17 protein-coding genes and 2 pseudogenes are annotated in these 24,061 nt (G+C 72.5%); 8 read left to right on the top strand and 11 right to left on the bottom strand.

Going from position 1 to position 24,061, the window contains the following annotated elements; translation table 11 throughout:
• Positions 1 to 60: 60 nt before the first annotated feature.
• From EJG53_RS42685 to EJG53_RS23495, 4 genes and pseudogenes are all read right to left on the bottom strand, one after another.
• Positions 61 to 2,414: pseudogene (locus EJG53_RS42685) on the bottom strand (ABC transporter ATP-binding protein).
• The gene (locus tag EJG53_RS23505) at positions 2,411 to 3,484 is read right to left on the bottom strand and encodes an ABC transporter permease (RefSeq protein WP_125046429.1); all 1,074 of its coding nucleotides are present in this window, start codon (positions 3,482 to 3,484) and stop codon (positions 2,411 to 2,413) included. Before EJG53_RS23505 ends, EJG53_RS42685 begins: the two are co-directional and overlap by 4 nt.
• Positions 3,484 to 4,464, bottom strand: coding sequence for an ABC transporter permease (locus tag EJG53_RS23500; RefSeq protein ID WP_125046428.1), 981 nt, complete (start codon positions 4,462 to 4,464; stop codon positions 3,484 to 3,486). The genes EJG53_RS23505 and EJG53_RS23500 overlap by 1 nt, the downstream gene beginning before the upstream one ends.
• Before the next feature lie 410 nt (positions 4,465 to 4,874).
• The gene (locus tag EJG53_RS23495; protein ID WP_125046427.1) at positions 4,875 to 5,996 is read right to left on the bottom strand and encodes an ADP-ribosylglycohydrolase family protein; all 1,122 of its coding nucleotides are present in this window, start codon (positions 5,994 to 5,996) and stop codon (positions 4,875 to 4,877) included.
• 218 nt (positions 5,997 to 6,214) lie between these two features.
• On the opposite strand from EJG53_RS23495, the gene EJG53_RS23490 reads away from it, so the two are divergent.
• A complete protein-coding gene (locus EJG53_RS23490; protein ID WP_030021897.1) occupies positions 6,215 to 6,475 on the top strand; it encodes a hypothetical protein in 261 nt (86 codons plus the stop codon).
• A gap of 82 nt (positions 6,476 to 6,557) precedes the next feature.
• On the opposite strand, the gene EJG53_RS23485 is transcribed toward EJG53_RS23490, so the two are convergent.
• The 3 genes from EJG53_RS23485 to EJG53_RS23475 form a co-directional block, all read right to left on the bottom strand.
• A complete protein-coding gene (locus tag EJG53_RS23485; protein WP_125046426.1) occupies positions 6,558 to 9,413 on the bottom strand; it encodes a tetratricopeptide repeat protein in 2,856 nt (951 codons plus the stop codon).
• 81 nt (positions 9,414 to 9,494) lie between these two features.
• Positions 9,495 to 12,134 (bottom strand): bifunctional FO biosynthesis protein CofGH, encoded by a 2,640-nt coding sequence (locus EJG53_RS23480; RefSeq protein WP_125046425.1) that lies wholly within the window; start codon positions 12,132 to 12,134, stop codon positions 9,495 to 9,497.
• Positions 12,135 to 12,350: 216 nt separating this feature from the next.
• Positions 12,351 to 13,175, bottom strand: coding sequence for a TIGR03619 family F420-dependent LLM class oxidoreductase (locus tag EJG53_RS23475; RefSeq protein WP_125046424.1), 825 nt, complete (start codon positions 13,173 to 13,175; stop codon positions 12,351 to 12,353).
• A 214-nt stretch (positions 13,176 to 13,389) separates the two neighbouring features.
• On the opposite strand from EJG53_RS23475, the gene EJG53_RS23470 reads away from it, so the two are divergent.
• Complete coding sequence (locus EJG53_RS23470) at positions 13,390 to 14,937, top strand: CehA/McbA family metallohydrolase (RefSeq protein ID WP_125046423.1); 1,548 nt, start codon at positions 13,390 to 13,392, stop codon at positions 14,935 to 14,937.
• A 58-nt stretch (positions 14,938 to 14,995) separates the two neighbouring features.
• Here EJG53_RS23470 and EJG53_RS23465 read toward each other — a convergent pair whose 3' ends face one another.
• The gene (locus EJG53_RS23465; RefSeq protein WP_125046422.1) at positions 14,996 to 15,217 is read right to left on the bottom strand and encodes a DUF397 domain-containing protein; all 222 of its coding nucleotides are present in this window, start codon (positions 15,215 to 15,217) and stop codon (positions 14,996 to 14,998) included.
• Positions 15,214 to 16,077, bottom strand: coding sequence for a helix-turn-helix domain-containing protein (locus EJG53_RS23460; RefSeq protein ID WP_125046421.1), 864 nt, complete (start codon positions 16,075 to 16,077; stop codon positions 15,214 to 15,216). The genes EJG53_RS23465 and EJG53_RS23460 overlap by 4 nt, the downstream gene beginning before the upstream one ends.
• A 240-nt stretch (positions 16,078 to 16,317) precedes the next feature.
• On the opposite strand from EJG53_RS23460, the gene EJG53_RS23455 reads away from it, so the two are divergent.
• From EJG53_RS23455 to EJG53_RS23440, 4 genes and pseudogenes are all read left to right on the top strand, one after another.
• Entirely contained in the window at positions 16,318 to 16,758 is a 441-nt protein-coding gene (locus EJG53_RS23455) for an ATP-binding protein (RefSeq protein ID WP_125046420.1), read from the top strand.
• Positions 16,755 to 17,219 (top strand): hypothetical protein, encoded by a 465-nt coding sequence (locus EJG53_RS23450; RefSeq protein WP_125046419.1) that lies wholly within the window; start codon positions 16,755 to 16,757, stop codon positions 17,217 to 17,219. The genes EJG53_RS23455 and EJG53_RS23450 overlap by 4 nt, the downstream gene beginning before the upstream one ends.
• A 132-nt stretch (positions 17,220 to 17,351) precedes the next feature.
• Positions 17,352 to 18,395 (top strand): annotated as a pseudogene (locus tag EJG53_RS23445) (hypothetical protein); the annotation flags it as partial.
• 88 nt (positions 18,396 to 18,483) lie between these two features.
• The gene (locus EJG53_RS23440) at positions 18,484 to 19,503 is read left to right on the top strand and encodes an NAD(P)/FAD-dependent oxidoreductase (protein WP_125046418.1); all 1,020 of its coding nucleotides are present in this window, start codon (positions 18,484 to 18,486) and stop codon (positions 19,501 to 19,503) included.
• A 27-nt stretch (positions 19,504 to 19,530) separates the two neighbouring features.
• Here the strand turns inward: EJG53_RS23440 and EJG53_RS23435 are convergent, their stop codons facing one another.
• On the bottom strand, positions 19,531 to 20,154 hold the full coding sequence (locus tag EJG53_RS23435) for a TetR/AcrR family transcriptional regulator (protein WP_125046417.1): 624 nt from the start codon (positions 20,152 to 20,154) through the stop codon (positions 19,531 to 19,533).
• 154 nt (positions 20,155 to 20,308) lie between these two features.
• Here EJG53_RS23435 and EJG53_RS23430 point away from each other — a divergent pair, with 154 nt between their 5' ends.
• Together EJG53_RS23430 and EJG53_RS23425 are read left to right on the top strand one after the other, a co-directional pair.
• The gene (locus EJG53_RS23430; RefSeq protein WP_125046416.1) at positions 20,309 to 21,502 is read left to right on the top strand and encodes a serine hydrolase domain-containing protein; all 1,194 of its coding nucleotides are present in this window, start codon (positions 20,309 to 20,311) and stop codon (positions 21,500 to 21,502) included.
• Positions 21,503 to 21,773: 271 nt separating this feature from the next.
• Positions 21,774 to 22,208 carry a hypothetical protein gene (locus tag EJG53_RS23425; protein WP_125046415.1) on the top strand — a complete coding sequence of 145 codons (435 nt, stop codon included), beginning with the start codon at positions 21,774 to 21,776 and terminating at the stop codon, positions 22,206 to 22,208.
• Positions 22,209 to 22,267: 59 nt separating this feature from the next.
• Here the strand turns inward: EJG53_RS23425 and EJG53_RS23420 are convergent, their stop codons facing one another.
• Complete coding sequence (locus tag EJG53_RS23420; RefSeq protein ID WP_125046414.1) at positions 22,268 to 23,857, bottom strand: APC family permease; 1,590 nt, start codon at positions 23,855 to 23,857, stop codon at positions 22,268 to 22,270.
• Positions 23,858 to 24,061 lie beyond the last annotated feature (204 nt).

The raw sequence follows: 24,061 nt of genomic DNA, 5'->3' as shown, positions 1-24,061 counted from the left end.
GTTCCCTTTCTCGACTGCACTGACGGAAACACAGGGAGGGCGTGGTGCGGGAGGTGTTCTTCAGCCTCCTGTGGGCGGTGTGACCGGCCCGTGCCCCGCGGTCCCGGGCCCCGCGTAGTGGCAGGCCGACTCGTGGCCGGGCCCGACGGGCTCCGGGGGCGGGTCCTGCTGCTCGCAGCGCCGCTGCTCCGGCGCGCCGAGCGTCGCGTACAGCGGGCAGCGGCCGCGGAACCGGCAGCCGGACGGCACGTCCGCCGGGCTCGGCGGGTCGCCGCGCAGCAGAATCCGGGTCCTGGCCCGCTCCTTGCGCGGATCGGGCAGCGGTACGGCGGACAGCAAAGCCCGGGTGTACGGGTGCGCCGGCGCCGCGAACACGTCCGAGGTGGCCCCCGTTTCCACGATGCGGCCCAGGTACATGACCGCGATCCGGTCGGCGCTGTGCCGGACGACGGACAGGTCGTGGGCGACGAGCAGGTAGCTCAGGCCGAGCCGCGCCTTCAGCTCGTCCAGCAGGTTCAGCACACCGGCCTGCACGGACACGTCGAGCGCGGAGACCGGCTCGTCCAGCACCAGCAGCCGTGGCTCCAGCGCCAGGGCGCGCGCGACGGCGATGCGCTGGCGCTGGCCGCCGCTGAACTCGCGCGGGTAGCGGCCCGCGTCCGTGGCCGCCAGGCCGACCGTCTCCAGCAGCTCGGGGACCCGGGCGGCGATCCGGTCCCTGGGCCAGCGGTGGGTGCGCAGCGGCTCGGCGAGGATGTCGCCGGCGGGCATCCGGGGGTCCAGTGCGGCCGTCGGGTCCTGGAAGACGATCTGGAGGTCACGGCGCAGGGCGCGGCGCGCGGCGCGGTCCAGGTCGCGTACGTCCCGTCCGAAGAGGCGGACGGTGCCCGCCTGCCCGGCCGCCAGGTCCATGATCTCCATCAGGGTGGTGGTCTTGCCGCACCCCGACTCACCGACCAGGGCGAGCGTCTCCCCCTCCCGCACGACGAGGCTGATGCCGTCCACGGCCCGCACGGCGCCGATCGTGCGCTTGACGAAGGTGCCGCGGGTGAGGGGGTAGTGCTTGACGAGGTCTTCGACTTCGAGGATGGCGGGGTGGGGGGTGGGTGGGACGGGGGGCTTGGGCGAGGGGGTGATCGGGGCGAGAGGGTGGACAGGGGCGAGGGGGCGGGTTGCGGGGCGGGTGGCGTGGTTCCGGGCCGTGGCCCCTGGGTAACCCCCTGCTGGGGGGTCCGGGGCGTTCGATTTGCCCTCGTAGGCGCGCGGTCTGCATGGGTTTGGGGTGCGGGCGTGCCGTCCCCGCCAAAGGGCGTCCCCCCGACCCCCGCGAAGATCCCCGCCCGAGGCAGCGCCCCCGAGGCGATCTCCTCGCTGCGGTGGCAGGCGGCGGTATGGCCGGGAGCCGCCGTGGCCGGGGCGACCGCAGCGGATGGGGTGACGGCCGTCGATACCGCCGGGGCCGGGTCGGGCTCCGTCTCGTGGCACTGGGGGACGGCGACGGGGCAGCGCGGGGCGAACGGGCAGCCGGGCGGCAGGGCCGTCAGGGACGGCGGGGTGCCGTGTACGGGGGTCAGCGGTACGCCCGTGGGCCCGTCCAGGCGGGGCGTCGCGCCCAACAGGCCGATGGTGTACGGCATCCGGGGCCGGTAGTAGATCGCGTCGACCGTACCGGCCTCCACGGGCCGGCCCGCGTACATGACCTGCACCCGGTCCGCGAACCCCGCGACCACCCCCAGGTCGTGGGTGATCAGGACGATCGCGGCGCCGGTCACCTCCCTGGCGGTCCGCAGGACGTCCAGGATCTGCGCCTGGACGGTGACGTCGAGCGCGGTGGTCGGCTCGTCCGCGACGATCACCCTCGGTTCGTTGGCGATGGCCATGGCGATCACCGCGCGCTGCCGCATCCCGCCGGAGAACTCGTGCGGGAAGGCGTCGGCGCGGCGCCGAGGGTCGGGGATGCCGACGAGGGCGAGGAGTTCGACGGCGCGGTCCCGTGCGGCCTTGCGGCTCAGGTCCTGGTGGACCCGGAGCGCCTCGACGAGCTGGCTGCCGATGCTGTAGACGGGCGTGAGGGCGGACAGCGGGTCCTGGAAGACCATGCTGATGCCGTTGCCGCGGATCCTGGACAGCGCGGCGTCGCCGAGTCCGAGCAGTTCCCGGCCGTCCAGTTCGACGGAGCCGCGTACGGCGGTGCCGTCCGGCAGCAGTCCGAGGACGGCCTGGGCGGCGGCGGACTTGCCCGAGCCGGACTCCCCGACGATGCCGAGCACCTCGCCTGGCCGTACGGCGTAGCTCAGACCGCGTACGGCGTGTACGGGGCCGTGTTCGCCGGGGAAGGTGACGTGCAGGTCCGTCACCTGGAGGGCGGGGCGGGCGGCCGCCGGCTCCGGGGCGGTGGCGCGCTGTCCGGTCACCGGCGGCGGCCTTCCATGGCGGCGCGCTTCCCACGCTTCTTGGCGCGCGCCTGCGCCGCCGCCGAGTCGGGGTCCAACGCGTCCCGCAGTCCGTCGCCGATGAAGGCGAGGGAGACGCCGATGAGCACCAGGCACCCGGCGGGGAAGAAGAACAGCCACGGGTAACTCGCGGCCATGTTGGTGTTGTCGGCGATGACCGTGCCGAGCGACACGTCCGGCGGCTGCACCCCGAACCCGAAGTACGACAGGCCGCTCTCCCCGATGACCGCGGCCCCGGCCTGGATGACCGCGTCGATGATCAGCAGGGAGGCCATGTTGGGCAGGATGTGCCGGAAGACGATCACCGGCCCCGGTACGCCCATGTAGCGGGCCGCCTTGACGTACTCGCGGTCCTTGAGCGTGAGCGTCACACTGCGCACCACCCGCCCGGTGATCATCCAACTGAAGGCGGCCAGCAGCACGACGAAGACCGGCCAGCCGGAGCCGCGGACCAGCGGCGACAGGACGGCGACGACCAGGAACGCGGGCATCACCAGCAGCAGGTCGACGGCGCCCGTCAGGACGCGGTCGGTCCAGCCGCCGAAGTACCCGGCGAAAGCGCCCACCACGGCCGACAGGAGAGTCGAGACCACTCCCACGAGGATGCCGATGACCAGGGACTTCTGGAGTCCGCGCAGGGTGAGCGCGTACAGGTCCAGGCCGCTCTGGGTGGTGCCCCACCAGTGTTCGGCGGACGGTCCGGAGAGGAAGTTGAGGAAGTCGTGGGTGCGGTGGTCCCAGGGGGTCAGCAGCGGGCCGGCGTACGCGGCGAGGAAGAGGAGGACGAGCAGCGCCAGCCCGGCCACGGCGAGCCGGTTGCGCGCGAAGCGGCGCGCGGTGAGGCGGGCGCGGGACGGGTGCTGGTCACGGGGCGGGCGGGCGGACCGTGGGGTACGGGTACGGCCGGACCACGGTGTACGGCGGGGCGATGCCGTACGGCGGGGCGATGGCGCGCGGCCGGGCGACGGTGTACGGCGGGACCACGGCGCGCGGCGGGACGACGGCGTACGGCCGCCGGGTGCGGTACGCATCACCGCACCCTTACGCGGGGGTCCAGGGCCGCGTACAGGAGGTCCGAGAGCAGTCCCGCGGCCAGCACCAGTACGGCGGTGAACAGTCCCACCGCAGCGACTGCGTTGACGTCCTGGCCGGCGACCGAGTCGACGAGCAGTTCGCCCATGCCGTGCCAGCCGAAGGTCTTCTCGACGAAGGTGGCACCGGCGAAGAGCAGCACGATGTTGTAGACCAGCAGCGGGACCACCGGCAGGACGGCCGTGCGCAGCCCGTGCCGTAACAAGGCGGTGCGGCGGCGCAGTCCCTTGGCGCGCGCGGTACGCAGGAAGTCGGCGCCGAGCACGTCGAGCATGGTGTTGCGCTGGTAGCGGCTGTAGAGGGCGACCTGCACGATGATCAGGGTCAGGGCGGGCAGCAGCATGTGCTGGGCCCGGTTGAACAGGGCGGCGGGGTCCCACCGGCCGGCGTACTGCGCGTCGTACTCGCCGAGGACTTTGATCGTCTGCGTTCCGTCGTTGAGGGCGGTGGCGCCGATCTTCAGGGCGACGCCGACCACGAACACCGGCATGGCCAGGACGAAGAACGAGGCGAGGGTGGAGAACCGGTCGAAGAACCGGTACTGGCGGATCGCGCCGTACGCGCCGACGGCGACGCCGAGCGCCGAGCCGGCGAAGGTGGCCAGGAGCAGCAGCCGGGTGCTGACACCGACCCGGCGGCCGAAGTCGTCGTTGAGCGAGTCGCCGGAGAGGGTCCGGCCGAGGTCGCCGTGGACGACGTCACCGGCCCAGCGCGCGAAGCGGACCGCCACCGGGGTGTCCGGGTTCATGTTGACGTCGTCGAGGGTGCGGGTGACGGCGGCCTCGGGCAGCGGCGGGTTGTGGTTCTCGAACCGGGCCCGCGGGTTCAGGCTCAGCCCGGCGAGGAAGTACGTCAGGGACGCCGCCACGGCCACCAGGACGAGGTAACCGGCCAGCCTGCGCAGCAGGTAGCGGCCCATGATCTCTCTCCCCCTCGTACGGCTGCGGCACGCACCGCCTGCGGCCCCCTGGGCTGTTCTCGCATGCCCGGGGCGGGTTTGTCGACCAAGGCCACCCCAAAGCGGGACATTGCGAACGGGGGTGGTGGGGGCGTGAGTTCGTGGCGGTGCGGTTGGGGTGGGAGGGGCGGGAGGGATGGGGGCAGGGCGGGGTGGGACGGGGCGGGGCCTAATGGTGCGGACGGGATCCGGTGGGGCGGGCGGCACGGTTCCGGCGCGCCGCCCCTGGGTAACCCCCTGCTGGGGGGATGTGGGCGTTCGATTCGCCCCGGTAGAAGCGCGGTTCGCGCCCACGGTGCCGCCGCAGCCCGACGTACGTCCGCCCCGCGACCAAGCATCACGCCCCCGCCCCGCAGCCGCGCCGCCCCCCCTCAAGCCCGCGGATACCGCTCCAGCCACCCCGGCGCGGAGTTGCCCGGTCCGTGCAGGGCCGGGCCCTGGGTCATCTCCATGGCGAAGTCGTCGGCGAGTTGCAGGATCGTCGCGCGGCCCTCCACCTCGGCCAGCCACACGGGCGGCAGTGCCGTCTCGCCGTGCAGGGTGCCCAGGAGATTGCCGCAGATGGCGCCGGTGGAGTCGCTGTCGCCGCCGTGGTTGACCGCCAGCAGCAGCCCGTGCCGGACATCCTCGGCGACCAGTGCGCAGTACACGCCGATCGCCAGGGCCTCCTCGGCCGTCCAGCCCGCGCCGAGCGACTCCACGCGGGCGGCCGTGGGCATGCCCTGCCGTACGGCGCCCAGCGCCTGCTTGAGCGCCTCGGTGGTCTCCTCGTGGTCCGGCCGGGTGGCCAGGTGGGCCAGGGACTTCTGTACGGCGCTGTCCAGGTCCTCACCCCGGGCCAGCGAGTGGTTGATCACCGCCATGGCGCCGGCCGCGAGGTAGCCGGTCGGGTGGCCGTGCGTCTGGGCGGCGCACTCGACGGCGAGCTGGAAGACCAGTTGCGGTTCCCAGCCGACCAGCAGCCCGAAGGGCGCCGACCGCATGACCGCGCCGCAGCCCTTGGATTCCGGGTTCTTGGGCTGTTCCAGCGTTCCCATCACGTCGTCGCCGAGGCCGGACAGGCAGGCCCGGCCGGGCGCCCGCTGCGCGTACAGCCACTCCTCGCGCGCCAGCCAGCCGTCGTCCTTCTTGCGTTCGTCGGGGCCCCAGTCGCGCTGGGTGGCGGCCCAGCGCAGGTACGCGCGGTGCACGTCGGTGGGCGGGTGCCAGGCGCCGGTGTCGCGCCGTACCTGGGCGCGGATCAGTCCGTCGACGGTGAACAGCGTCATCTGGGTGTCGTCGGTGACCGTGCCGCGCCGCCCGAAGGCCGGTACGTAGTCCGTCACGCCGTCCTGGCCGTGGGCCTCGCGGATCGCGTCCAGCGAGCTGAACTCGATGCCGGCGCCGAGTGCGTCACCGATCGCCCCGCCCAGCAGGCAGCCGCGTACCCGGCTGCGGAAGTCCTGCTGTTCGGCGCGGCCCCAGATGGCCGTACCGCCTGCCGCTGTACTCACGCTCGTCCCTCCCCGTGGCCCACCACTTCCCTTACGGGGTCCTTACGCCCCCCTGTCGCAGCACTGTAATCGACCAAGAACGGCCAACTCCGGGCAAGGAACGCTATGCGAACAGTCACCCCACCGGAGGCTTTTGATCACTACGGTCCCGATCAGCACAGTCGTGCCCCCTGCGTACCGAGGCCATACGTCCGGCGTGCGGGGGGAATGCTTCCTTCATGCCCGACTTCGAGTGGGACCGCACCGCCATGGCCACCGTGGCCTGCGCCCTGGCCGGTGACAGCGACGGCGCCGTGGAACTCCTCCGGCCGCTCTCCCAGCGTGACGTGTGCCAGATCACCGTCCGGCTGGCCGCGATGGCCGCCGACGCCCTCATCTCCGCCGCCGAGGACACCGGCGGCGACCGCGCGGAAGCACTGGCGCAGTGGCAGCAGTGCATCCTCCAGCACGAGGCGGAGGCGGAGACGGGGGACGGGTGAGGGGCTGACGGCGGACGGGTGAGGGCCTGACCGGGAGACGGATGAGGGCCTGACGGCGGACGGGCGAGGGTCTACGGGCCGGTCATGAAGGGTCGGGGCCCACTTCGGCCATCCGCTCCAGGAGTACGCGACGGAGCGCGGCCAAGCGGTCCGTACCCGCCGCGTCCAGGCCCGGCCGCAGCCCGACCGGCTCCCACAGCCCGGCCGACTCCCGCAGCCCAGCCAGCTCCCGCAGCCCGAACTCCGCTTCGGCCAGCCGCTCCCAGGGCGTGCCGTCGCGCAGCAGGCCGGTGAGCACGGCCTGGGCACCGGCCCAGTCGGCCAGGGCGCAGCGGCTGACGACGGCGGCCACGGCGGGGTCGGTGAAGGCGTCGTCGTCCGGCGGCCGGGACTCCGCGTCCCGTAGTGCCTCCCAGGCGGGCACGGCGGCCCGTGGCCCGCGTACGGCGCAGGTGAGGAGCGCGGCCTCGTACCGCACCGACAGTTCGTCCGGCGCGAGGGCCGTGGCGGCCTCGACCGCTTCGCGTGCCGCGTCCAGTCGTCCCGCCCGGCGCAGGCATCCGGCGCGTGCCGCCAGGAAGACGGCCCGGGGGCCGTCCGGCACGTCCGGCTCGGCGGCCCGGCCGTAGTCGGCGAGCGCTTCGGTCTCCGCGCCCCGCAGCTCGTTCGCCCTGGCGCGGCGGGCGAAGAGCCAGGGGTCGACCGTTCCGAGGGCGGCCGCCCGGTCGAAGTCCGCCACCGCTTCCGCGAGCCGCCCCGAGAGGAGCGCGACCCGCCCCCGGGCTCCGGAGGCCCAGCCGTACGCCGGGTTGACGGCCAGCGCACGGTCGAACTCCGCCAGCGCCTCCGTGAAACGGCCCATGGCCCGATAGGTCATGCCCCGCTCGGCCATCGCCCAGGCGTAGTCGGGACGCATCTCGACGGCGCGCTCCAGCCCCGTCAGCGCCGCTTCGTAACGCCCCAGGTGCCGCAGGCAGACGGCGCGGCTGCCGTGGGCGGACACGTGCCGCGGGTCCAGTTCCAGCGTACGGTCGAGCACCGTCAGCGCCTGCTCGTGGCGTCCCATGAGCCGGTTGGTCTCGCCCAGGTGGAACGCCGCGGCCACGCTGCCCGGGTCCAGGTCCAGGGCGCGGGTGAAATCCTCGGCGGCGCGCTCGAAGTCGCGCCGGTAGCGGTGCGTCAGGCCGCGGCCGGTCCATGCCCGTACGTCGTCCGGTGCCAGCTCCAGGCACCGGTCGAAGTCGGCGAGCGCTTCCCGCCAGCGCTGCGCCATCCGGCGTTCGCGGCCGCGTACGTGGTGGATCGCCAACTGTTCCGGCGTGCCGAGGCCGGGCCGGGCGAGCAGCGCCGTCAGGGCCCGCTCCAGGCCGTCCGGTCCGTCGAGGGCGTCCGTCAGCCGCTCGCCCCAGCGGCGTACCCCGGCCGCGTCCCCGTCCTCCCCCGCCTGCCGGACGGTCTGCGCGACCAGCCGTACGCCGGCGGGGGCGTGCTCGGCCGTGGTCACGACCTCGGACAGTGCCTCGGGCAGCGCCGTCCGCGGATCGGCGCACAGCGCGTGGTAGACCTCCCGCGCGCGCAGCTCCCGCCACCGTGCGTCCCACCGGCACTCGGCCGGGCTCCGGTCGCCCGCGCACTCCGCCTGCCACCGCCGTGCCGCCTCCGCCAGCCGCCCGTGCCGTGCGGCCCAGGCGCGCGGCGAGCGGCGGCGCTGGAGGCGCAGCATCGCCGTACGGACCACCTCGTGGTACTGCCACCGGTCCCCGCGACCGGAGACGAACGGCAGCGTGCACAGCCACCCGAAGTGGCCGGCGGCCGCCGCGTCCACCGTTTCCCGGTACACGTCCTCGTCCAGGTGGCGCGGCAGGGCGGCGGCCAGCGCGGCTTCCCTGCGTACCGGGTCGGTCTCCCACTTCAGGAAGCGTTCGACGGCGGTGTCGCTGGGGTCGTCGACGGCCTCCGCCGCGTGCGGCCGGTTCTCGGCGAGGGTGGACACCAGGACCGGCAGGCGGCCGGTCAGCCGCAGGATCACGTCGACGGTCTCCGCGTCGGTGACGTTCCGGGCCGACAGCAACCGGCGGGCCTCGGCCTCCGTGAAGGCGTCGAGCGGTACGTCGGTGACGTGTTCGAGGTGGTCGGCCCAGCAGCCCCGGTCCAGTGCGTCCCGGCCGGAGAGGGTGACCATGACGTTCTGCGCGAGCGGGCCGTAGCGGTCGCTGAAGAGGAGGTCGCGCAGCCAGGTGTCCAGGAGCGGGCCGGTCGCCTCGTACGTGTCGAAGAAGAGCGCCAGGACGGGCACGGCGTCGGCGGCGTCGTTCAGCTCCCGTACGAAGACCGGGGTCAGCACCTCGACCGGGGACAGGACCAGCTCGACGTCGTCGTGGTTGCGCAGCCGGGCGCCGAGCCGGCTGCGCAGCCGGTCGGTGCCGCGGGCGACCTGGGTGGCGTCGACCGCGCCGGCGAAGGGGCCGACGCCCGGGAGCAGGCCGATGCCCGCCACCCCCGCCCTGGCGACGATCAGGCTGCCGGCCGAGGGCGGCGCCTCGGCGGCCGGTTCGTCCGGCCCGGCCAGCGCCGCCTCCGCCTCCTGCCGTCGCTGCCGGTAGGTGGCCAGCAGCTTGTCGAAAGCTTTCAGCGGGCTGCCCTGGCGGGCCAGCCGGGCGCTGATCTCGGCCATCGCCTCCGGGACACCGTGCACCGACTCGTCCACGTACACGGTGAGCGCCCCGTACTCACGCGCCTCTTCTTCGAAACGCTGGACGAGGGACGTCTTGCCGACACCCGCCTGACCGCGTACGTGGTGCAGGAACCGGAAATCCGGGTCGGCCGGGTCCCGGGCGAGATTGGCCCGGAAGGCCGACAGTTCGCCCTCGCGGCCGACGAACCCGGTCCCGCTCCGGGCGCGGATCAGTTCCTGGCGCGAGAGCCGCCTGCGGTCCACCGCTCACCTCCCGGGCCCGCACTCCCCCGGCGGGCTGTGGGAGGTAACCGTAGCGGGAGGCGGCCGCGCCCGGCCTCCCCCTTACTCCACCACCGGCAGCAACTCCGGCAGATGCCCGTCCGACGCCAGCGCCGCCGCCTCCCGCTCCGCGGCCACCGGCCCGTACAGCGTCGTGCGGGCGCGCGACGGGCGGCCCGCGGCGTCCGCAATGGCGATCAGGTCCTGGATGGACCGGTACGAGCCGTAACTGGAGCCCGCCATCCGGGAGATGGTCTCCTCCATCAGGGTGCCGCCGAGGTCGTTGGCCCCGGAGCGGAGCATCTCGGCGGCGCCTTCGGTGCCCAGTTTGACCCAACTGGTCTGGATGTTGGGGATGTGCGGGTGGAGCAGGACGCGGGCCATGGCCGTCACGGCGCGGTTGTCGCGGGTGGTGGGGCCCGGGCGGGCGATGCCGGCCAGGTAGACGGGCGCGTTGGTGTGGATGAACGGCAGCGTCACGAACTCCGTGAACCCGCCGGTCTCCTGCTGGATCTCGGCGAGCAGCCGCAGATGGCCGAGCCAGTGCCGGGGCTGGTCGACATGGCCGTACATCATCGTGGAGGACGAGCGGATGCCCAGCTCGTGGGCGGTCTTGATGACCTCGACCCAGGTGGCGGTGGGCAGCTTGCCCTTGGTCAGCACCCAGCGGACCTCGTCGTCGAGGATCTCGGCGGCGGTGCCGGGGATGCTGTCCAGGCCGGCGGCCTTGGCCTCGCTCAGCCACTCGCGGATGGACAGGCCGGTGCGGGTCGCGCCGTTGACGACCTCCATCGGCGAGAAGGCGTGGACATGCATCCCGGGGACGCGTTCCTTGACGGCGCGCGCGATGTCGAAGTACGCGGTGCCGGGCAGGTCGGGGTGGATGCCCCCCTGCATGCACACCTCGACCGCGCCGACGTCCCACGCCTGCTGGGCACGGTCGGCGACCTGGGAGAGGGAGAGGGTGTAGGCGTCGGCGTCCGTACGGCGCTGGGCGAAGGCGCAGAAGCGGCAGCCGGTGTAGCAGACGTTGGTGAAGTTGATGTTGCGGGTGACGATGTACGTGACGTCGTCGCCGACCGTCGCGCGGCGCAGGTCGTCCGCGATGCCGCACAGCGCGTCCAGCGCGGGGCCGTCGGCGTGCAGCAGGGCCAGCGCCTCGGCGTCGGTGAGCTTGGTGGGGTCGTCGGCGGCCTGCGCCAGGGCGGCGCGGACGTCCGTGTCGATGCGCTCGGGCGCCATACCGGGCGCGGCGGCCTCGCGCAGCGCTTCCCAGTCGCCGTACACCTCGTCGAAGTCGTTGCGGCGGTCGCTGGTGCGGCCGTCCGTGTCGATGGTGCGGTGCAGGTCCGTACGGCCCGAGGAGGCCATCGAGAAGCCCTCGTCGGGCTCCTGCCAGGGGCGGCCCTCGACCTTGGCGTCCGGGCGGGCCAGCCCGGTCTCCGGGTCGGCCAGGGCCCGGACGTGCGGCAGCAGGCGCGGGTCGAGCCAGGGTTCGCCGCGCTCGACGTACTCCGGGTAGACGGCGAGCCGCTCGCGCAGCTCGAAGCCCGCGGCGGCGGACTTCTCGGCCAGCTCCTCGATCCGGGGCCACGGCCGCTCGGGGTTGACGTGGTCGGGCGTCACCGGGGAGACGCCGCCCCAGTCGTCGATGCCCGCCTCGATGAGCAGCGCGTACTCGGAGTCGACGAGGTTGGGCGGCGCCTGGATACAGCCGGACGGGCCGAGGATGTGCCGGGCGACGGCGACGGTGGCGGCCAGGTCCTCCAGCTCGGCGTCGGGCATGCCGCGCATCGCCGTGTCCGGCTTGGCGCGGAAGTTCTGCACGATGACTTCCTGGATGCCGTGGTAGGCGCGCTGCACCTTGCGCAGCGCGAACAGCGACTCGGCGCGCTCCTCGTACGTCTCGCCGATGCCGATGAGCAGGCCGGACGTGAACGGCACGTTGGAGCGCCCGGCGTCCTCCAGGACGCGCAGCCGTACGGCCGGCTCCTTGTCCGGCGAGCCGTGGTGCGGGCCGCCGGGCTCGCTCCACAGGCGCTCGGCGGTGGTCTCCAGCATCATGCCCATCGAGGGGGCGACGGGCTTCAGCGTCTGGAAGTCCGTCCAGGACAGCACGCCCGGATTCAGGTGGGGCAGCAGCCCGGTCTCCTCCAGGATGCGGATCGCGATGGAGCGTACGTACGCGATCGTGGAGTCGTACCCCTCGGCCTCCAGCCACTCGCGCGCCTCGGGCCAGCGGTCCTCCGGCTTGTCGCCGAGCGTGATCAGCGCTTCCTTGCAGCCCAGTTCGGCGCCGCGGCGGGCGATGTCCAGCACCTCGTCGGGGGACATGAACATGCCGTGGCCGGCGCGGCGCAGCTTGCCGGGCACGGTGACGAACGTGCAGTAGTGGCACTTGTCGCGGCACAGGCGGGTGAGCGGGATGAACACGCTTTTGGAGTACGTGATGACACCGGGCCGCCCGGCGGCCGCCAGGCCGGCGTCGCGCACCCGGGCCGCGGACGCGCACAGGTCGCGCAGGTCGTCGCCGCGCGCCTGGAGCAGCACCGCGGCCTCCCCGACGTCGAGCGCGACGCCGTCACGGGCGCGCTTGAGGGCGCGGCGCATGGCGTTGGCGGTGGGGGCGGTGGCGGGAGAGGGCGTGCCGGTGGGGACCGCCCGGTCCGTCCCCTGTCCGGGTACCTGCGCGCTGCTAGTCATCCAACGAGCATACGAGCGACCACCGACAGTGCCGCCGACCGGACGGCCTGCGACGGTGTGCCACTGATCACTTCATGCGGAGGTTCCCTCCGGGCCGCGGGCGGGCAGCCTGGGCGGGGGCGGTACGACCGTGTGCGGGGGCCGTAGGCCCTGTACGGAGGCGTACCCGCCCGGCCGTGCCGCCCTCGCCGAGTGACCGGCCGCCCCTGCCGCCCCTCACAAATACTGCGCGTACTCGTCCAGCGTCCGTAGTACCTCCGCCTCCCCCGCCGACGGCAGCCCCACGACGACCTCCTCCACCCCCAAGTCCCGCAGCCGCGCCAGCTTCCCGGCCGACGGCTGCACCGCGTACGGCACCACCACCGGCGCGCCGTCCCGGCCCGCGTCCGCCCACGCCTGCCGCAGCGCCGGCAGCGCCTCCGCCAGGCCCGCGCCGCCGATCGGCAGCCAGCCGTCCGCGTACTCCGCGATGCCCGCGAAGAGCCGCGGCCCCGGCGCGCCGCCGAGCAGCGTGCGCGGCGCGCCCTTGACCGGCTTCGGATGCGCCAGACTGGCCCGTACGGAAGCGAACCGGCCCTCGTACGCCGTCGGCTCCTCCGCCCACAGGGCACGCATCAGCAGCATCCGCTCCCGCACCAGCGCGCGCCGCGAGGACCACTCGACCCCGTGGTCCGCCGCCTCCTCCACGTTCCAGCCGTAGCCCACCCCGAACGTGAACCGCCCGCCCGAGAGGAAGTCCAGCGTGGCGACCTGCTTGGCCAGGACGATCGGGTCGTGCTGGGCGACAAGGGTGACGCCGGTGGCGACCGTCAGCCGTTCGGTGACGGCGGCGGCCTGCCCCAGGGCCACGAACGGGTCGAGGGTGCGCCCGTACTCGCGGGGCAGCGGCTCGCCCATCGGGGCGGGTGTGTCGCGGGCGGCCGGAATGTGTGTGTGCTCCGGGAGGTAGAGCCCGGCGAAACCCCGCTGCTCCAGTTCCCGGGCCAGCCGGTCGGGCCGGACCGTCTCGTCGGTCAGGAAGATGGTGGTCGAGATCCGCATACTGGGCGTACCTCCGCGTCGGCAGTGCTCCCTTCCTACCGCCGGGAAGGGGCAGCGTCCATGAGGCGCCGGTGCGGTGGCCGCGGAACACGCCACGCGGTGCGCCACACGAGAGCGTTTCTGTCCGGCCCCCTTCCCTTGTCCGCCCGTTCACGACTCAATACGAGAGTTTCCGTACGCCGGTTTCGCCACGCCTGTCCGGGAGTGATGCCCCATGTGCGACGACGACAGAACCAGCGGCCCCGTCGGTCGCCGCACGCTCCTGGTGACGGGAGCCGCCGCGGCGCTTACGTTGAACGGTGTGAGCTTCGCTGCGGCCGACGAGAACGGTGGCGGGCCGGACCGCGACGGCGGCCGGACCGGCGAGGCCCGCCGTACGGAGACGCGCAAGGTCACCGGACACCTCCCCACCGGCGCCCCCGACTACGTCTACCTCCCCGTCGAAATCCCCGACGGCGTACGCGAGATCGCCGTCTCCTACACCTACGACCGCCCCGCCACCCCGCCCGGCACCCCGGGCAACGCCTGCGACATCGGCATCTTCGACGAACGCGGCACGGACCTCGGCGGACGCGGCTTCCGCGGCTGGTCGGGCGGCGCCCGTACGGAGTTCTTCCTGCGCGCCGACGACGCCACGCCCGGCTATCTGCCCGGCCCTCTCAACCCCGGCACCTGGCACATCGCCCTCGGCCCGTACACCGTCGCCCCGCAGGGCCTCACCTACGAAGTGACCATCACCCTCCGATACGGCCCCCCTTCCGCCCCGCCCGTCCCCTCCTACCCTCCCCAACGCGCCAAGGGCCGCGGCCGTTCCTGGTACCGGGGCGACAGCCACCTCCACTCCGTCCACTCCGACGGCAAGCGCACCCCTGCCCAGATCGCCGCCCTCGCCCGCGCCGCCGGCCTGGACTTCATCACCACCACCGAGCACAACACCACCTCCTCGCACCGGGCGTGGGAAGGGCTCTGGGGCGACGACCTGCTCATCCTCACCGGCGAGGAGGTCACCACCCGCAACGGCCACGTGGTGGCGATGGGCACCGACCCCGGCGTCTTCATCGACTGGCGCTACCGGGCCCGCGACGCCGTCTTCGGCCGCTTCGCCCGCCGCGTCCACCGCGCGGGCGGCCTCGTCATCCCGGCCCACCCGCACGCCACCTGCATCGGCTGCAATTGGAAGTTCGGCTACGAGGAGGCGGACGCGGTCGAGGTCTGGAACGGCCCCTTCACCCTGGACGACGAGGTGGCCGTCGCCGAATGGGACAACGCCCTCGTGGCGCACACCCACGGCCGGGGCCGCTTCCTCCCCGCCGTCGGCCACAGCGACGCCCACCGCGACCCGGACGTCATCGGCCTCCCCCAGACCGTCGTCCTCGCCGACGACCTGACCCGCGACGCGATCCTCACCGGCGTCCGCAAGGGCCACACCTACCTCGCCGAATCCGCCGCCCTCACCCTCACCTTCACCGCCACCGGCCCCAAGGGCGAACACGCCGCCATCGGCGACCGCCTCCCCGTATCCCCCTCAACCCCCGTCACCATCCGCCTCGCCGTAACCGGCGCCCCACCCGACAGCACCATCCGCCTCCTCACCGACCAGGGCCAACGCTTCACCACCCCCGCCACGGAAGCCACCACGTGGCACACCACCCCGGCCAACGCCGCCTACGTACGCGCCGAGGTACGGCATCCGGCGACGACAGCGGGGGTGCCGGGGCCGATGGCGGCCATGACGAACCCGATTTTCCTGGGCCGGGACTGACACGGCCGACGGCCCGCCCCAGGTACCGGGGGACGGGCCGCCGCTCCTACCTGACTCCCTACCCGAGACCGCCGAACCGGCCCCCGGCCACGGCGGAAACGAACGCGGCCAACTGTCCGCGGCCGAGCAGCAGCGCCGGCCCGCCCGGGTTCTTGCTGTCCCGTACGGCCACCGTCCCGGTGTCGACGATGGCGCACTCGATGCACTGGGCACCGCTGTCGCTGTACGTGGACTTCCACCACGTCACAGGGAGGGCAGAGGCGTCACCAACGTGACTCATGTGTTCTTCCTTATCTCTGTGATCAGGTCCGCCGAAGCTCCGACCGGGAGGGCAGCAGAGGTAAGCCGTTGCCACGCGTCCCGGTGGGCCGCGACCTTGTCGTGCTCCTCGATGTACAGAGCCGAGGTCAGCCCCTCGACATGGACGACGTCCAGGTCGACATGCGAGCCGAATCCCAGTACCGAGAAGCTGCCCAATTGCCCGACGTGCAAGGCCGCGTCAGCGGGTAGCACCTGGATGTTCACATTCGGCCGCTTCCCCATGGCCAGCAGTCGGCCCAACTGCTCATGCATCAGGCCTTCGGCCTCGGAGGTCGAACGCAGGGCCTGCTCGGAGATGATCGCCCAGAGGGCGGGCGGCTCTTCGCGGGTGAGCACTGCCTGACGCGCGAGACGCACCTCGACCAGCGCATCGACGCGTGCCTCGACCGCCCCGGACATCGCCGTCGCGCGGATGATCTCGCGGGCGTACTCGCCGGTCTGGAGCAAGCCGGGGACTACGCCCAACTGCCACGCCGACACCGATTCCGCCTCGGCTTCCAGGCTGATCAGATCCTCGTACACCGGCGTCAGCACGCCCCGGTACGAGTGCCACCAGCCCCGCTGACCGCCCTCTTTCGTGAGTGTCAGCAGCGCGGCCCGGAGCTCCTCGCTCACTTCGCGGCCGGCCTCGGCGTACAGGTCGAGCAGGGCCTCCACGTCCTTGGCCTTGGCCGCTGTCTTGGCCGTCTCGATCCGGGAGACCTTCGAGGCGACGAACCGGCCGCCGGACTTCTCGGCGAGTTGGTCGAGTGTGAGGTCACCCCGCAAGGTGCGCAGTTTCGCACCGAGGCGCCGACGGCGCACGGTGGGTGCGCTCACATTTTCCCCCTCCGGTCGATGTCTGCCCGACAGTCTGCCGTGCCCCGTCATCGCCTGTCATCAATGCACTGCGTTCGCGATCGCCACCTTCCCCGTACGAGTGCAATTTTGCATTCACCCATGCCAGCTATTGCTGCGCGTAGCCAACCAGGAGCACTCTGTGCGACGAACCGCGATCGAGCCATCGACGTGCTCTCGACTGGCTCGTGCTCCATGGCACGCTCCCGTTAGGGGACTTGCATGATCGAACTACGGCGGGACCACCAACCCACCTACAGCACTGCCGTTATCGCCCCTTCAGCCGTTTTGACCCTGGCCGGCGACTGCCAATCAGCGCGCCTAGCACGGCAGTTCGTACGCGAGTACATCGCCTGCCACGTACCGGGGGCCTCCACAGATCACGTTGACCGGGTCACCCTTGTGGTCTCGGAACTGGTCACCAACTCCATCCGCTACGGCACCGAACCGGGCGACTCGCTGCGCCTCGTACTCGACGCTGACGGCGGCCGTACGCGCGTCGAGGTGCACGACCCCGTACGCCGCCGCCCCCGCACCAGGCCCGAATCCGGAGTGCGCACCCGTGGGCGCGGCCTGCTGGTCCTTGACGCCCTGTGCCCCGGCACCTGGGGCGTCGACAACATCCCCCTCGGCAAATCCGTGTGGGCGGAGGTGCCGGCGTGACCACGCCCGGCGTCACAGCGCCTCCCGGCCCCGGGTTCGTCGCCGGCCTCCGGCTCGCGACCGGCCTCCACCACACCCCGACACACAGCGTCGCCCAGCTCCTCGTCTCCCACCTGCCGCCACGGCTGCCGCACGAGAGCGACGAGCACATCCGAACCGGCATGAAATCGCTCGCCGCGTCCCTCCGCCTCGGGCCGGTCACCGAAAACCCACCCATGATCGGCCATCGCGTCCGGATATGGCGCGGTCTGCCGTGGCTCGACTACGGCGACGACTCGTACCGCCTCTGTCTGCCCGCAGCGCCCTCATGGGCCCGCATGGTGGGTACCGGCACCCCCGTACGCGTCCTGGCCCTGTTCGACCCTCTGCCGGCCGGGGCCGACCAGCACGAAACCGACGCACACGTACGCCGCGGCTACCTGCGCAGATCCATGCGCTGGGGCACGGCGTACCACGCCTGACCTGCTCACACGCAGCCAAGCGGCCTGTCCGGAAGCGAGCTGGCCCCAAGGGTCGGCTCGGCACGTCGCCTGCGCGCGTACCGTGGACAGCCGACGGGATGCAGAAGCCCCGAAGACCGCCGGGAGTTGATGATGGCGGACCTGACCCGCGACGACATGGACCCGTCCCGCAGAGGCGTCCTCCAAGCCGGTCTCTACTCGGCCGCTCTGGCGGTGCCGCTCTTCTCCGACCTCGCCGGGCGGGCCGAGGCGGTGGCGCGTCCGGGGCGGACCGGGCGGGTCGGGGCGGCGCAGGTCGAGACGGTCCGGGCGGTGACGGACCGGGTGGCGGACATCCTCGACGAGTTCGGGGGCGGTCATGCGCGGCCGATGGCGGCGGCGTTCCTGGTGAACTCGGTGGGGCCGTGGCTGACGGCCCCCGCGTCGGAGCAGGTGCACGACGACCTGCTCGCGGCGGCCTCCGACCTGACGTACCTCACCGGCTGGATGGCGATGTACGAGCGGGCGCACGGCCTCGGGCAGCGCTACTACGTCAAGGCCCTGCACCTGGCCGGTGAGGCGAAGGACCACCTCACGTACTGCCGCACGCTGCGCGGCATGTCGCTCCAGGCGTCCAGCCTCGGTTACGGCGCGAAGGCCCTGGAGCTGGCAGACTCAGCCGCGGCCGCCGCCCCCTCGGCCGGGCCGCGCCTGGTGGCCTTTCTGCGCGGGCAGCAGGCCCACGCCGCTTCGATGACCGGGGACCGGCACACGGCGATCACCCGGCTCCGGGAGGCGGAGACCGCGCTCTCCAAGGCGGACTCCCGGCGCGAGTCGATCGGCGGGTACGACGCGTCGGCGTACCTCTTCCACGTCTCGCACGTGCTCTACGAGTTCAAGGATCTGCCCGGCTCAATCAAAGCCCTGAACAGCTCCCTGAAAACCCAGCCCCGCCAGGAACGGCAGGGCCGCGTCCACTCGCACGCCCTCCTCGCCCAGCGCCAGTTCGAACTGGGCCACCTCGACGCGGCCTGCGCGACCTGGCACCGCTTCCTCGACGACTACACGGAAATCTCCTCCGCCCGCGGCGACGCCCACTTCGCAACGCTGCGCACCCGCATCCGCCCGCACCACCGCGCGCGAGCCGTGCGCGCCCTGGGGGAACGGGTTCGGGAGGTCGCGGCGATGAAGGTTTGAGGTCCTTGGCTTGCCGTTTCGGCAATGATGCTTGCCGTATTGCCCAGGCCGGACGCACTGTCGTCCTCATACGGAGGAGGTGGTGCAGATGACCACGGAAGAGAAGCAGAGCGCCGAGAACGCACCGCACTACGACATCATCGTGATCGGCGGCGGTGCCGCCGGGCTGGCCGGGGCGTTGACATTGGGGCGGGCGCGGCGGTCTGTGCTGGTGGTGGATGCGGGGCAGCCCCGGAACGCTTCGGCGGAGGCTTCGCACAACTATCTGACGCGGGACGGCGTGCCGCCCGCCGAGCTGCTGGCCGCAGGGCGGGCCGAGGTGGCCGGGTACGGCGGGGAGTTCGTGGCGGGTGAGGTGGTCGCTGCCGAGTCCGTGGCGGGCGGCGGCTTCCGGGTGGTGCTGGGGAGTGGGGCGACAGCCAGGGCCCGGCGGCTGCTGGTGACCAGTGGGCTCGTCGACGAACTGCCCGATGTGCCGGGGCTCGCCGGGCGGTGGGGACGGGATGTGCTGCACTGCCCGTACTGCCACGGGTACGAAGTGCGCGACCGGGCGATCGGGGTGCTGTCCACCGGGCCGATGGGCGTGCGGCAGGCGTTGTTGTGGCGGCAGTGGAGTGCGGAGGTGCGGCTCTTCCTGCACACGGGGCCCGAGCCCACGGACGAGCAGTACGAGCAGCTCGCCGCGCGCGGCATCGCCGTGGTGGACGGCGAGGTGAGCGAGGTGGAGATCACCGGGTGGTCGGGGGCCGGGGACGACCGGATTTCGGGGGTGAAGCTGGCCGGTGGGACGGTCGTGCCGTGTGAGGCCCTGGTGGTCGCGCCGCGCTTCGATGTATGCGGGAAGGTGATCGACAGTCTCGGGCTGGAGGTGGCCGGCAAGGCCGCGGGGGACGGATCCGTACTGGGAAGACACGTGGTCGCCGAGCCCGGTGGTGCGACACGGATTCCCGGCGTGTGGGTGGCCGGTAACGTCGCGGACCCGATGGCCAAGGTCAGCGGCGCCACCGCGATGGGCGTGCACGCGGCGACGGAGATCAACTTCGATCTGGTCGAGGAGGACACCCGGCGGGCGGTGGAGGTGCGGAGGCGGGGACAGGAGGCCGCTTGAGCATGCGGATTGGCCCCGCCCCGGCGCTCAGGGCCGCTCCGCGCCCGGCTCACGCGCCGGCAGGCCCCTCAGCAGGGTGTCGAGGAACAGGTCGAAGCGTGGGGCGCCGTGGTTGAAAGGTAGGTCGGACGGTGTTTCCTGGACGGCGAGCCAGCCGACGACCGTGGTGATGAAGATGTACCAGCTCTGCTCGGCCAGTTCGGGGGCGACGCCGGCGTTCGTGAAGGCGGTGACGACTTCCTGCCGGAGGCGGCCGAGGGCGTCGGAGTTGTGGCGGTGCGGGCGGGACAGGCGGGTGGCGTAGCCGGGTACGGCGAGGAACTGGTCGTGCATGGACCAGGCGACTCGGGCGAGCCAGGGGCGCCAGTCGGCGTCGCGCGCGCCGTCGGGTGAGCCGTCGGGTGAGCCGCCCGGCGGGCCCCCGGTGGGCAGGATGCGTTCGACCATCACGTCGCTGACGAGGTCGAAGAGCTGGTCGCGATTGCTGACCCAGCGGTAGAGCGCGCCGTGGCTGACGTCCAGGCGGGCGGCGAGGGCGCGCATGGTCAGGGTGTCGAGATTTCCGGCCGCGACGGCCGCGTCCACGATCCGCTCGCGGTTGAGCCGCGCGGGGCGGCCCGGGCGCGGTCGGGGGGTCGCGGGATCGGGCATGGCCACGACTATACGGAACCGGGCTGTTGGCGGAACCTTGGCGGGGCCATTAGTGACCAGTGGTTACTAATGGCTTAGGGTCGGGCTTCGTGAGGTGCGGCCGGACGGCATCGCGGCCGGTCGCAGGTCGATGCTCGATGCCGGGAGGCAAGAAATGGGGAACGGCAGCACACCTCAGGGCTCCGTCGCCGACGGATTTCAGGCGGTACGGGACCAGTTCGCGGCGGTCGCGGCCGAGGAGGGCGGCGACTTCGCCGCGCAGCTCGTGGCGTACCGGCACGGCGAGCGGGTCGTGGACCTGTGGACCGGACCGGAGATCACCGGCGATTCGCTGCTCGGCGCGTACTCCGCGAGCAAGGGCGCCGCACATCTGGTGGTCGCCCTGCTCGTGCAGGAGGGCGTGCTGGACCTTGATCGGGAGGTCGGCCACTACTGGCCGGAGTTCGGTGTGGCGGGCAAGCGGGACGTCACCTTGCGGGACCTGCTGTCGCACCGCGCCGGCCTGGTCGGCGCCGACGCCGGGTTCACGCTCGACGAGCTGACCGACGACCGGGTCGTCGCCGAACGCCTCGCCGGGCAGCGCCCGTACTGGCGGCCGGGCAGCGCGTTCGGCTACCACGCGCTCGTCATCGCAGCGCTGACCGGCGAGGTGGTACGGCGCACCACCGGACGGACCGTTCAGGAGCACTTCGCCGAGCGCGTACGCGATCCGTACGGGGTGGATGTCCACCTCGGGCTCCCGGACGACCAGGAGCACCGCTACTTGAGCGCGCAGCCGATGATGCCGACTCCCGAGCGGCTGGCCGAACTGGCGGTGCGCGCGACCGGGCCGAACTCGCTGTCCGGTATCGCCTTCAACCGCCACCACCCGCAAAACCCGGAGCTGTGGCGGCTGCCGAACTTCCGGTCGGTCCGGGCCGCCGGGCCGGCGTCGTTCGGCGGTGTGGCCTCGGCCCGCGGCATGGCCCGGATGTACGCGGCGGCGATCACCCCGCCGGACGGCCTGGCGCCGCTGCTCAAGCCGGACACCGCGGCCGAGTTCGCGCAGGTCCACTCCGTGGGGCATGACCTGGTCACCCGCGAGCACAAGGCGTTCGGGCTCGGCTTCCACGCCACGTCCGAGGTGTATCCGGTGCTGGGGCAGGGCGCGTTCGGGCACAGCGGCGCGGGCGGCCAGCAGGCGTTCGCCGACCCGCGCAACGGACTGGCTTACGGCTACACCCGCCGCCGGTTCCCGTTCCCCAACGGTCCCGCGCCGGAGAACGGCCGTCTGATCCGGGCGCTGTACGCCGCGGCCGGATCGAGTACGTCAATCTCGCACGGGCACGGACACGGGCACCGGTCCTGACCAGGCCGGACATGGCCCGTCCTGTCCCGGACACGGTCCGGCCTGTCCCGGACAGCCGATCCCGTTGACCCACCGGCCGGCGGGCCCGCAGTCTCGTTCCGCCGCGGCGACCAGGTGGTTGATCCGAGATCCGCCCGCCGCGGCCGGAGGACCCGGAAGGTGTGCGTGGTCCTGCCGTACGTGCGTCACCGGGACCGGGCGTGTGCAAGGCCGTGCCGCGTCTTCCGGGTGATCGCGCGCCGTCGAATCCGACCGAGACCTAGGAGTGCACGTGGTCGAGCACATGAGACAGAGCTGGAAGAGCGTGGTGCGGGCGTCCGGCGTCGTCGCCGCGGGGGCGGCGTTGCTGGTGGGTGTCACGGGCGGTACGGCCCATGCGGCGGTCGGGTGGAACGCCCAGTACACGGCCGGGGACATCGGTGGCGCCCACGCCTGGGGTTCGGTCGACGCCCAGTCCCGGGTGTTCGTCAAGGTCAACATCAAGGACTCCAAGCCCGGCGACGCCTACGGCGCCCGCGTGTACCTCAAGGCGCGCTACAACGACGGCGGGACGCGTTCGGAGAACCTGAGCGTCTCCGGCGGCACGAAGAGCACCACGTGGAACTTCGCCGCCAACGTGGTCAAGATCGAGGTGCAGGAGTGCACCACCAAGGGCGGGTCCGCGTACAAGTGCGCTTCCGGGTGGCACACCCTGCCCAGGGGCTGAGCGACAACAGGCCCGGCCGTCCCGCTGTCTTCGTATGAAGGCAGCGGGACGGCTTCGTCCTACTCGTCCACCACCATCGCCGGCGTCGACCGCGTCAGCACCTCGCCCCGGAAGAACGCCGGGCTGCGCCGCCGCATCACCAGCATGAGGACGAAGCCGAGCAGGAGCAGTCCGACGCCGATGACGAAGACCGAGCCGACGCCGAGGACGGAGCTGCCGGAGCCGTAGGCCGGGTTCCACATGTCGATGAGGGTCTTGGTGAAGACGGCGGTGAGGAGCACGCCGCCGAGGACCGGGAAGACGCCCTTGAAGAGCAGGTCGCGGGCCGAGCGGCGCAGTGCGCGGCGGAAGTACCAGGCGCAGGCGAAGGCCGTGATCGCGTAGTAGAAGCAGATCATGAGGCCGAGGGCGTAGATGGTGTCGACCAGGACGTTCTGCGACAGGAACGTCATGCCCGCGTAGAAGACGCCGGTGGCGACGCCCGCCGCGACGGTGGCGCGGCCCGGGGAGCGGAAGCGCGGGTGGATGCGGGCGAAGGACGGCGGCAGGGCCTCGTACGCGCTCATCGCCAGGACCGTGCGGGCCACCGGGATGAAGGTGGTCTGGAGGCTGGCGGCGGCGGAGGCGAGGACCGCGACGAACAGGAGGATGCCGAGGACCGGGCCCATGACGGGGGTGGCGAGGGCCGCGAAGACGTTGTCGGCGGTGTCCGGGTTGCCCAGGCCGGGGCCTTCGGTGCCGACGCCGGAGTACATCTGGGCGGCGACGGCGGTCAGCAGGTACGAGCCGATGAGGACGACCATGGCGAGGAGCGCGGCGCGGCCGGGGGTCCTGTCGCTGCCCGCGGTCTCCTCGTTGACGGTCAGGCAGGCGTCCCAGCCCCAGAACATGAAGATCGAGAGGGACAGGCCGGCGGTGAAGGCGGAGAAGGACTGGACGGAGAACGGGTTCAGCCAGGCGAGGGAGAAGTGGAGGGAGCCGGGGAAGTCGCCGGAGCCCGCTTTGCTGAAGGCCATGGCGACGAAGACGGCGAGGACGGCCAGTTGGAGGCCGACGAGGGCGTACTGGACGCCTTTTGTGGCGGTCATGCCGCGGTAGCTGACGGCGGTGGCGAGGGCGATGAAGGCCAGGCACGTCAGGACGTGGGCGGCCTTGTTGCCGTCCAGGGCGGCGATGGCGTCGCTGCCGGTGAGTTCGCCGAGCAGCAGCCAGAAGAACGAGGTGGCGACGCCGGCCAGGTTGGAGAGGACGATGATCGTGGCGATCACCAGTCCCCAGCCGCACATCCAGCCGATGCGCGGGCCGAACGCCTTCACCGACCAGGTGAAGGACGTACCGCAGTCGGGCACGGCCTTGTTCAGCTCGCGGTAGGCGAAGGCGACCAGCAGCATCGGCAGGAAGCCCGCGAGGAAGACGGCCGGCATCTGGAGGCCGACCTCGCCGACGGTGGGGCCGAGGGTCGAGGTCAGGCAGTAGACGGGGGCGACGGTGGAGACGCCGATGACGGCGCTGCCGAGCAGGCCGACGGAGTTGCCGCTCAGGCCCTTGCCGCGGGTTCCGTCGGCGCGGCCACGGGCCTTGTCACCAGCCGTGCCGGCGGCCCTCGTTACCGTGTCTCCGGCCGGGAGCCGGGGGTCTACCTGAACCATGAACAGGACGTTAAGGGCTGCTGTTTCCGCATCGTGGGGCTGGAGATCCACCATGAGAAGACGGCGAGGGCTTCACTTCGCGGGGCGTTGCGGGCCGTTTGGCCGTGGTTTGCAAGGTGCGGCGCGCGTTACGGCCGGTAACTTGAAGGCCGTACCGTCGAGTTCCGGACTGCGGGAACCGCAGCGCTGTCCGCTTCGTCCTGA

This window comes from Streptomyces chrestomyceticus JCM 4735 (assembly GCF_003865135.1).
GTDB lineage: Bacteria > Actinomycetota > Actinomycetes > Streptomycetales > Streptomycetaceae > Streptomyces > Streptomyces chrestomyceticus.
The sequence above is the reverse complement of the archived record's forward strand: the minus strand, read 5'-3'. Positions and strand labels throughout refer to the sequence as shown.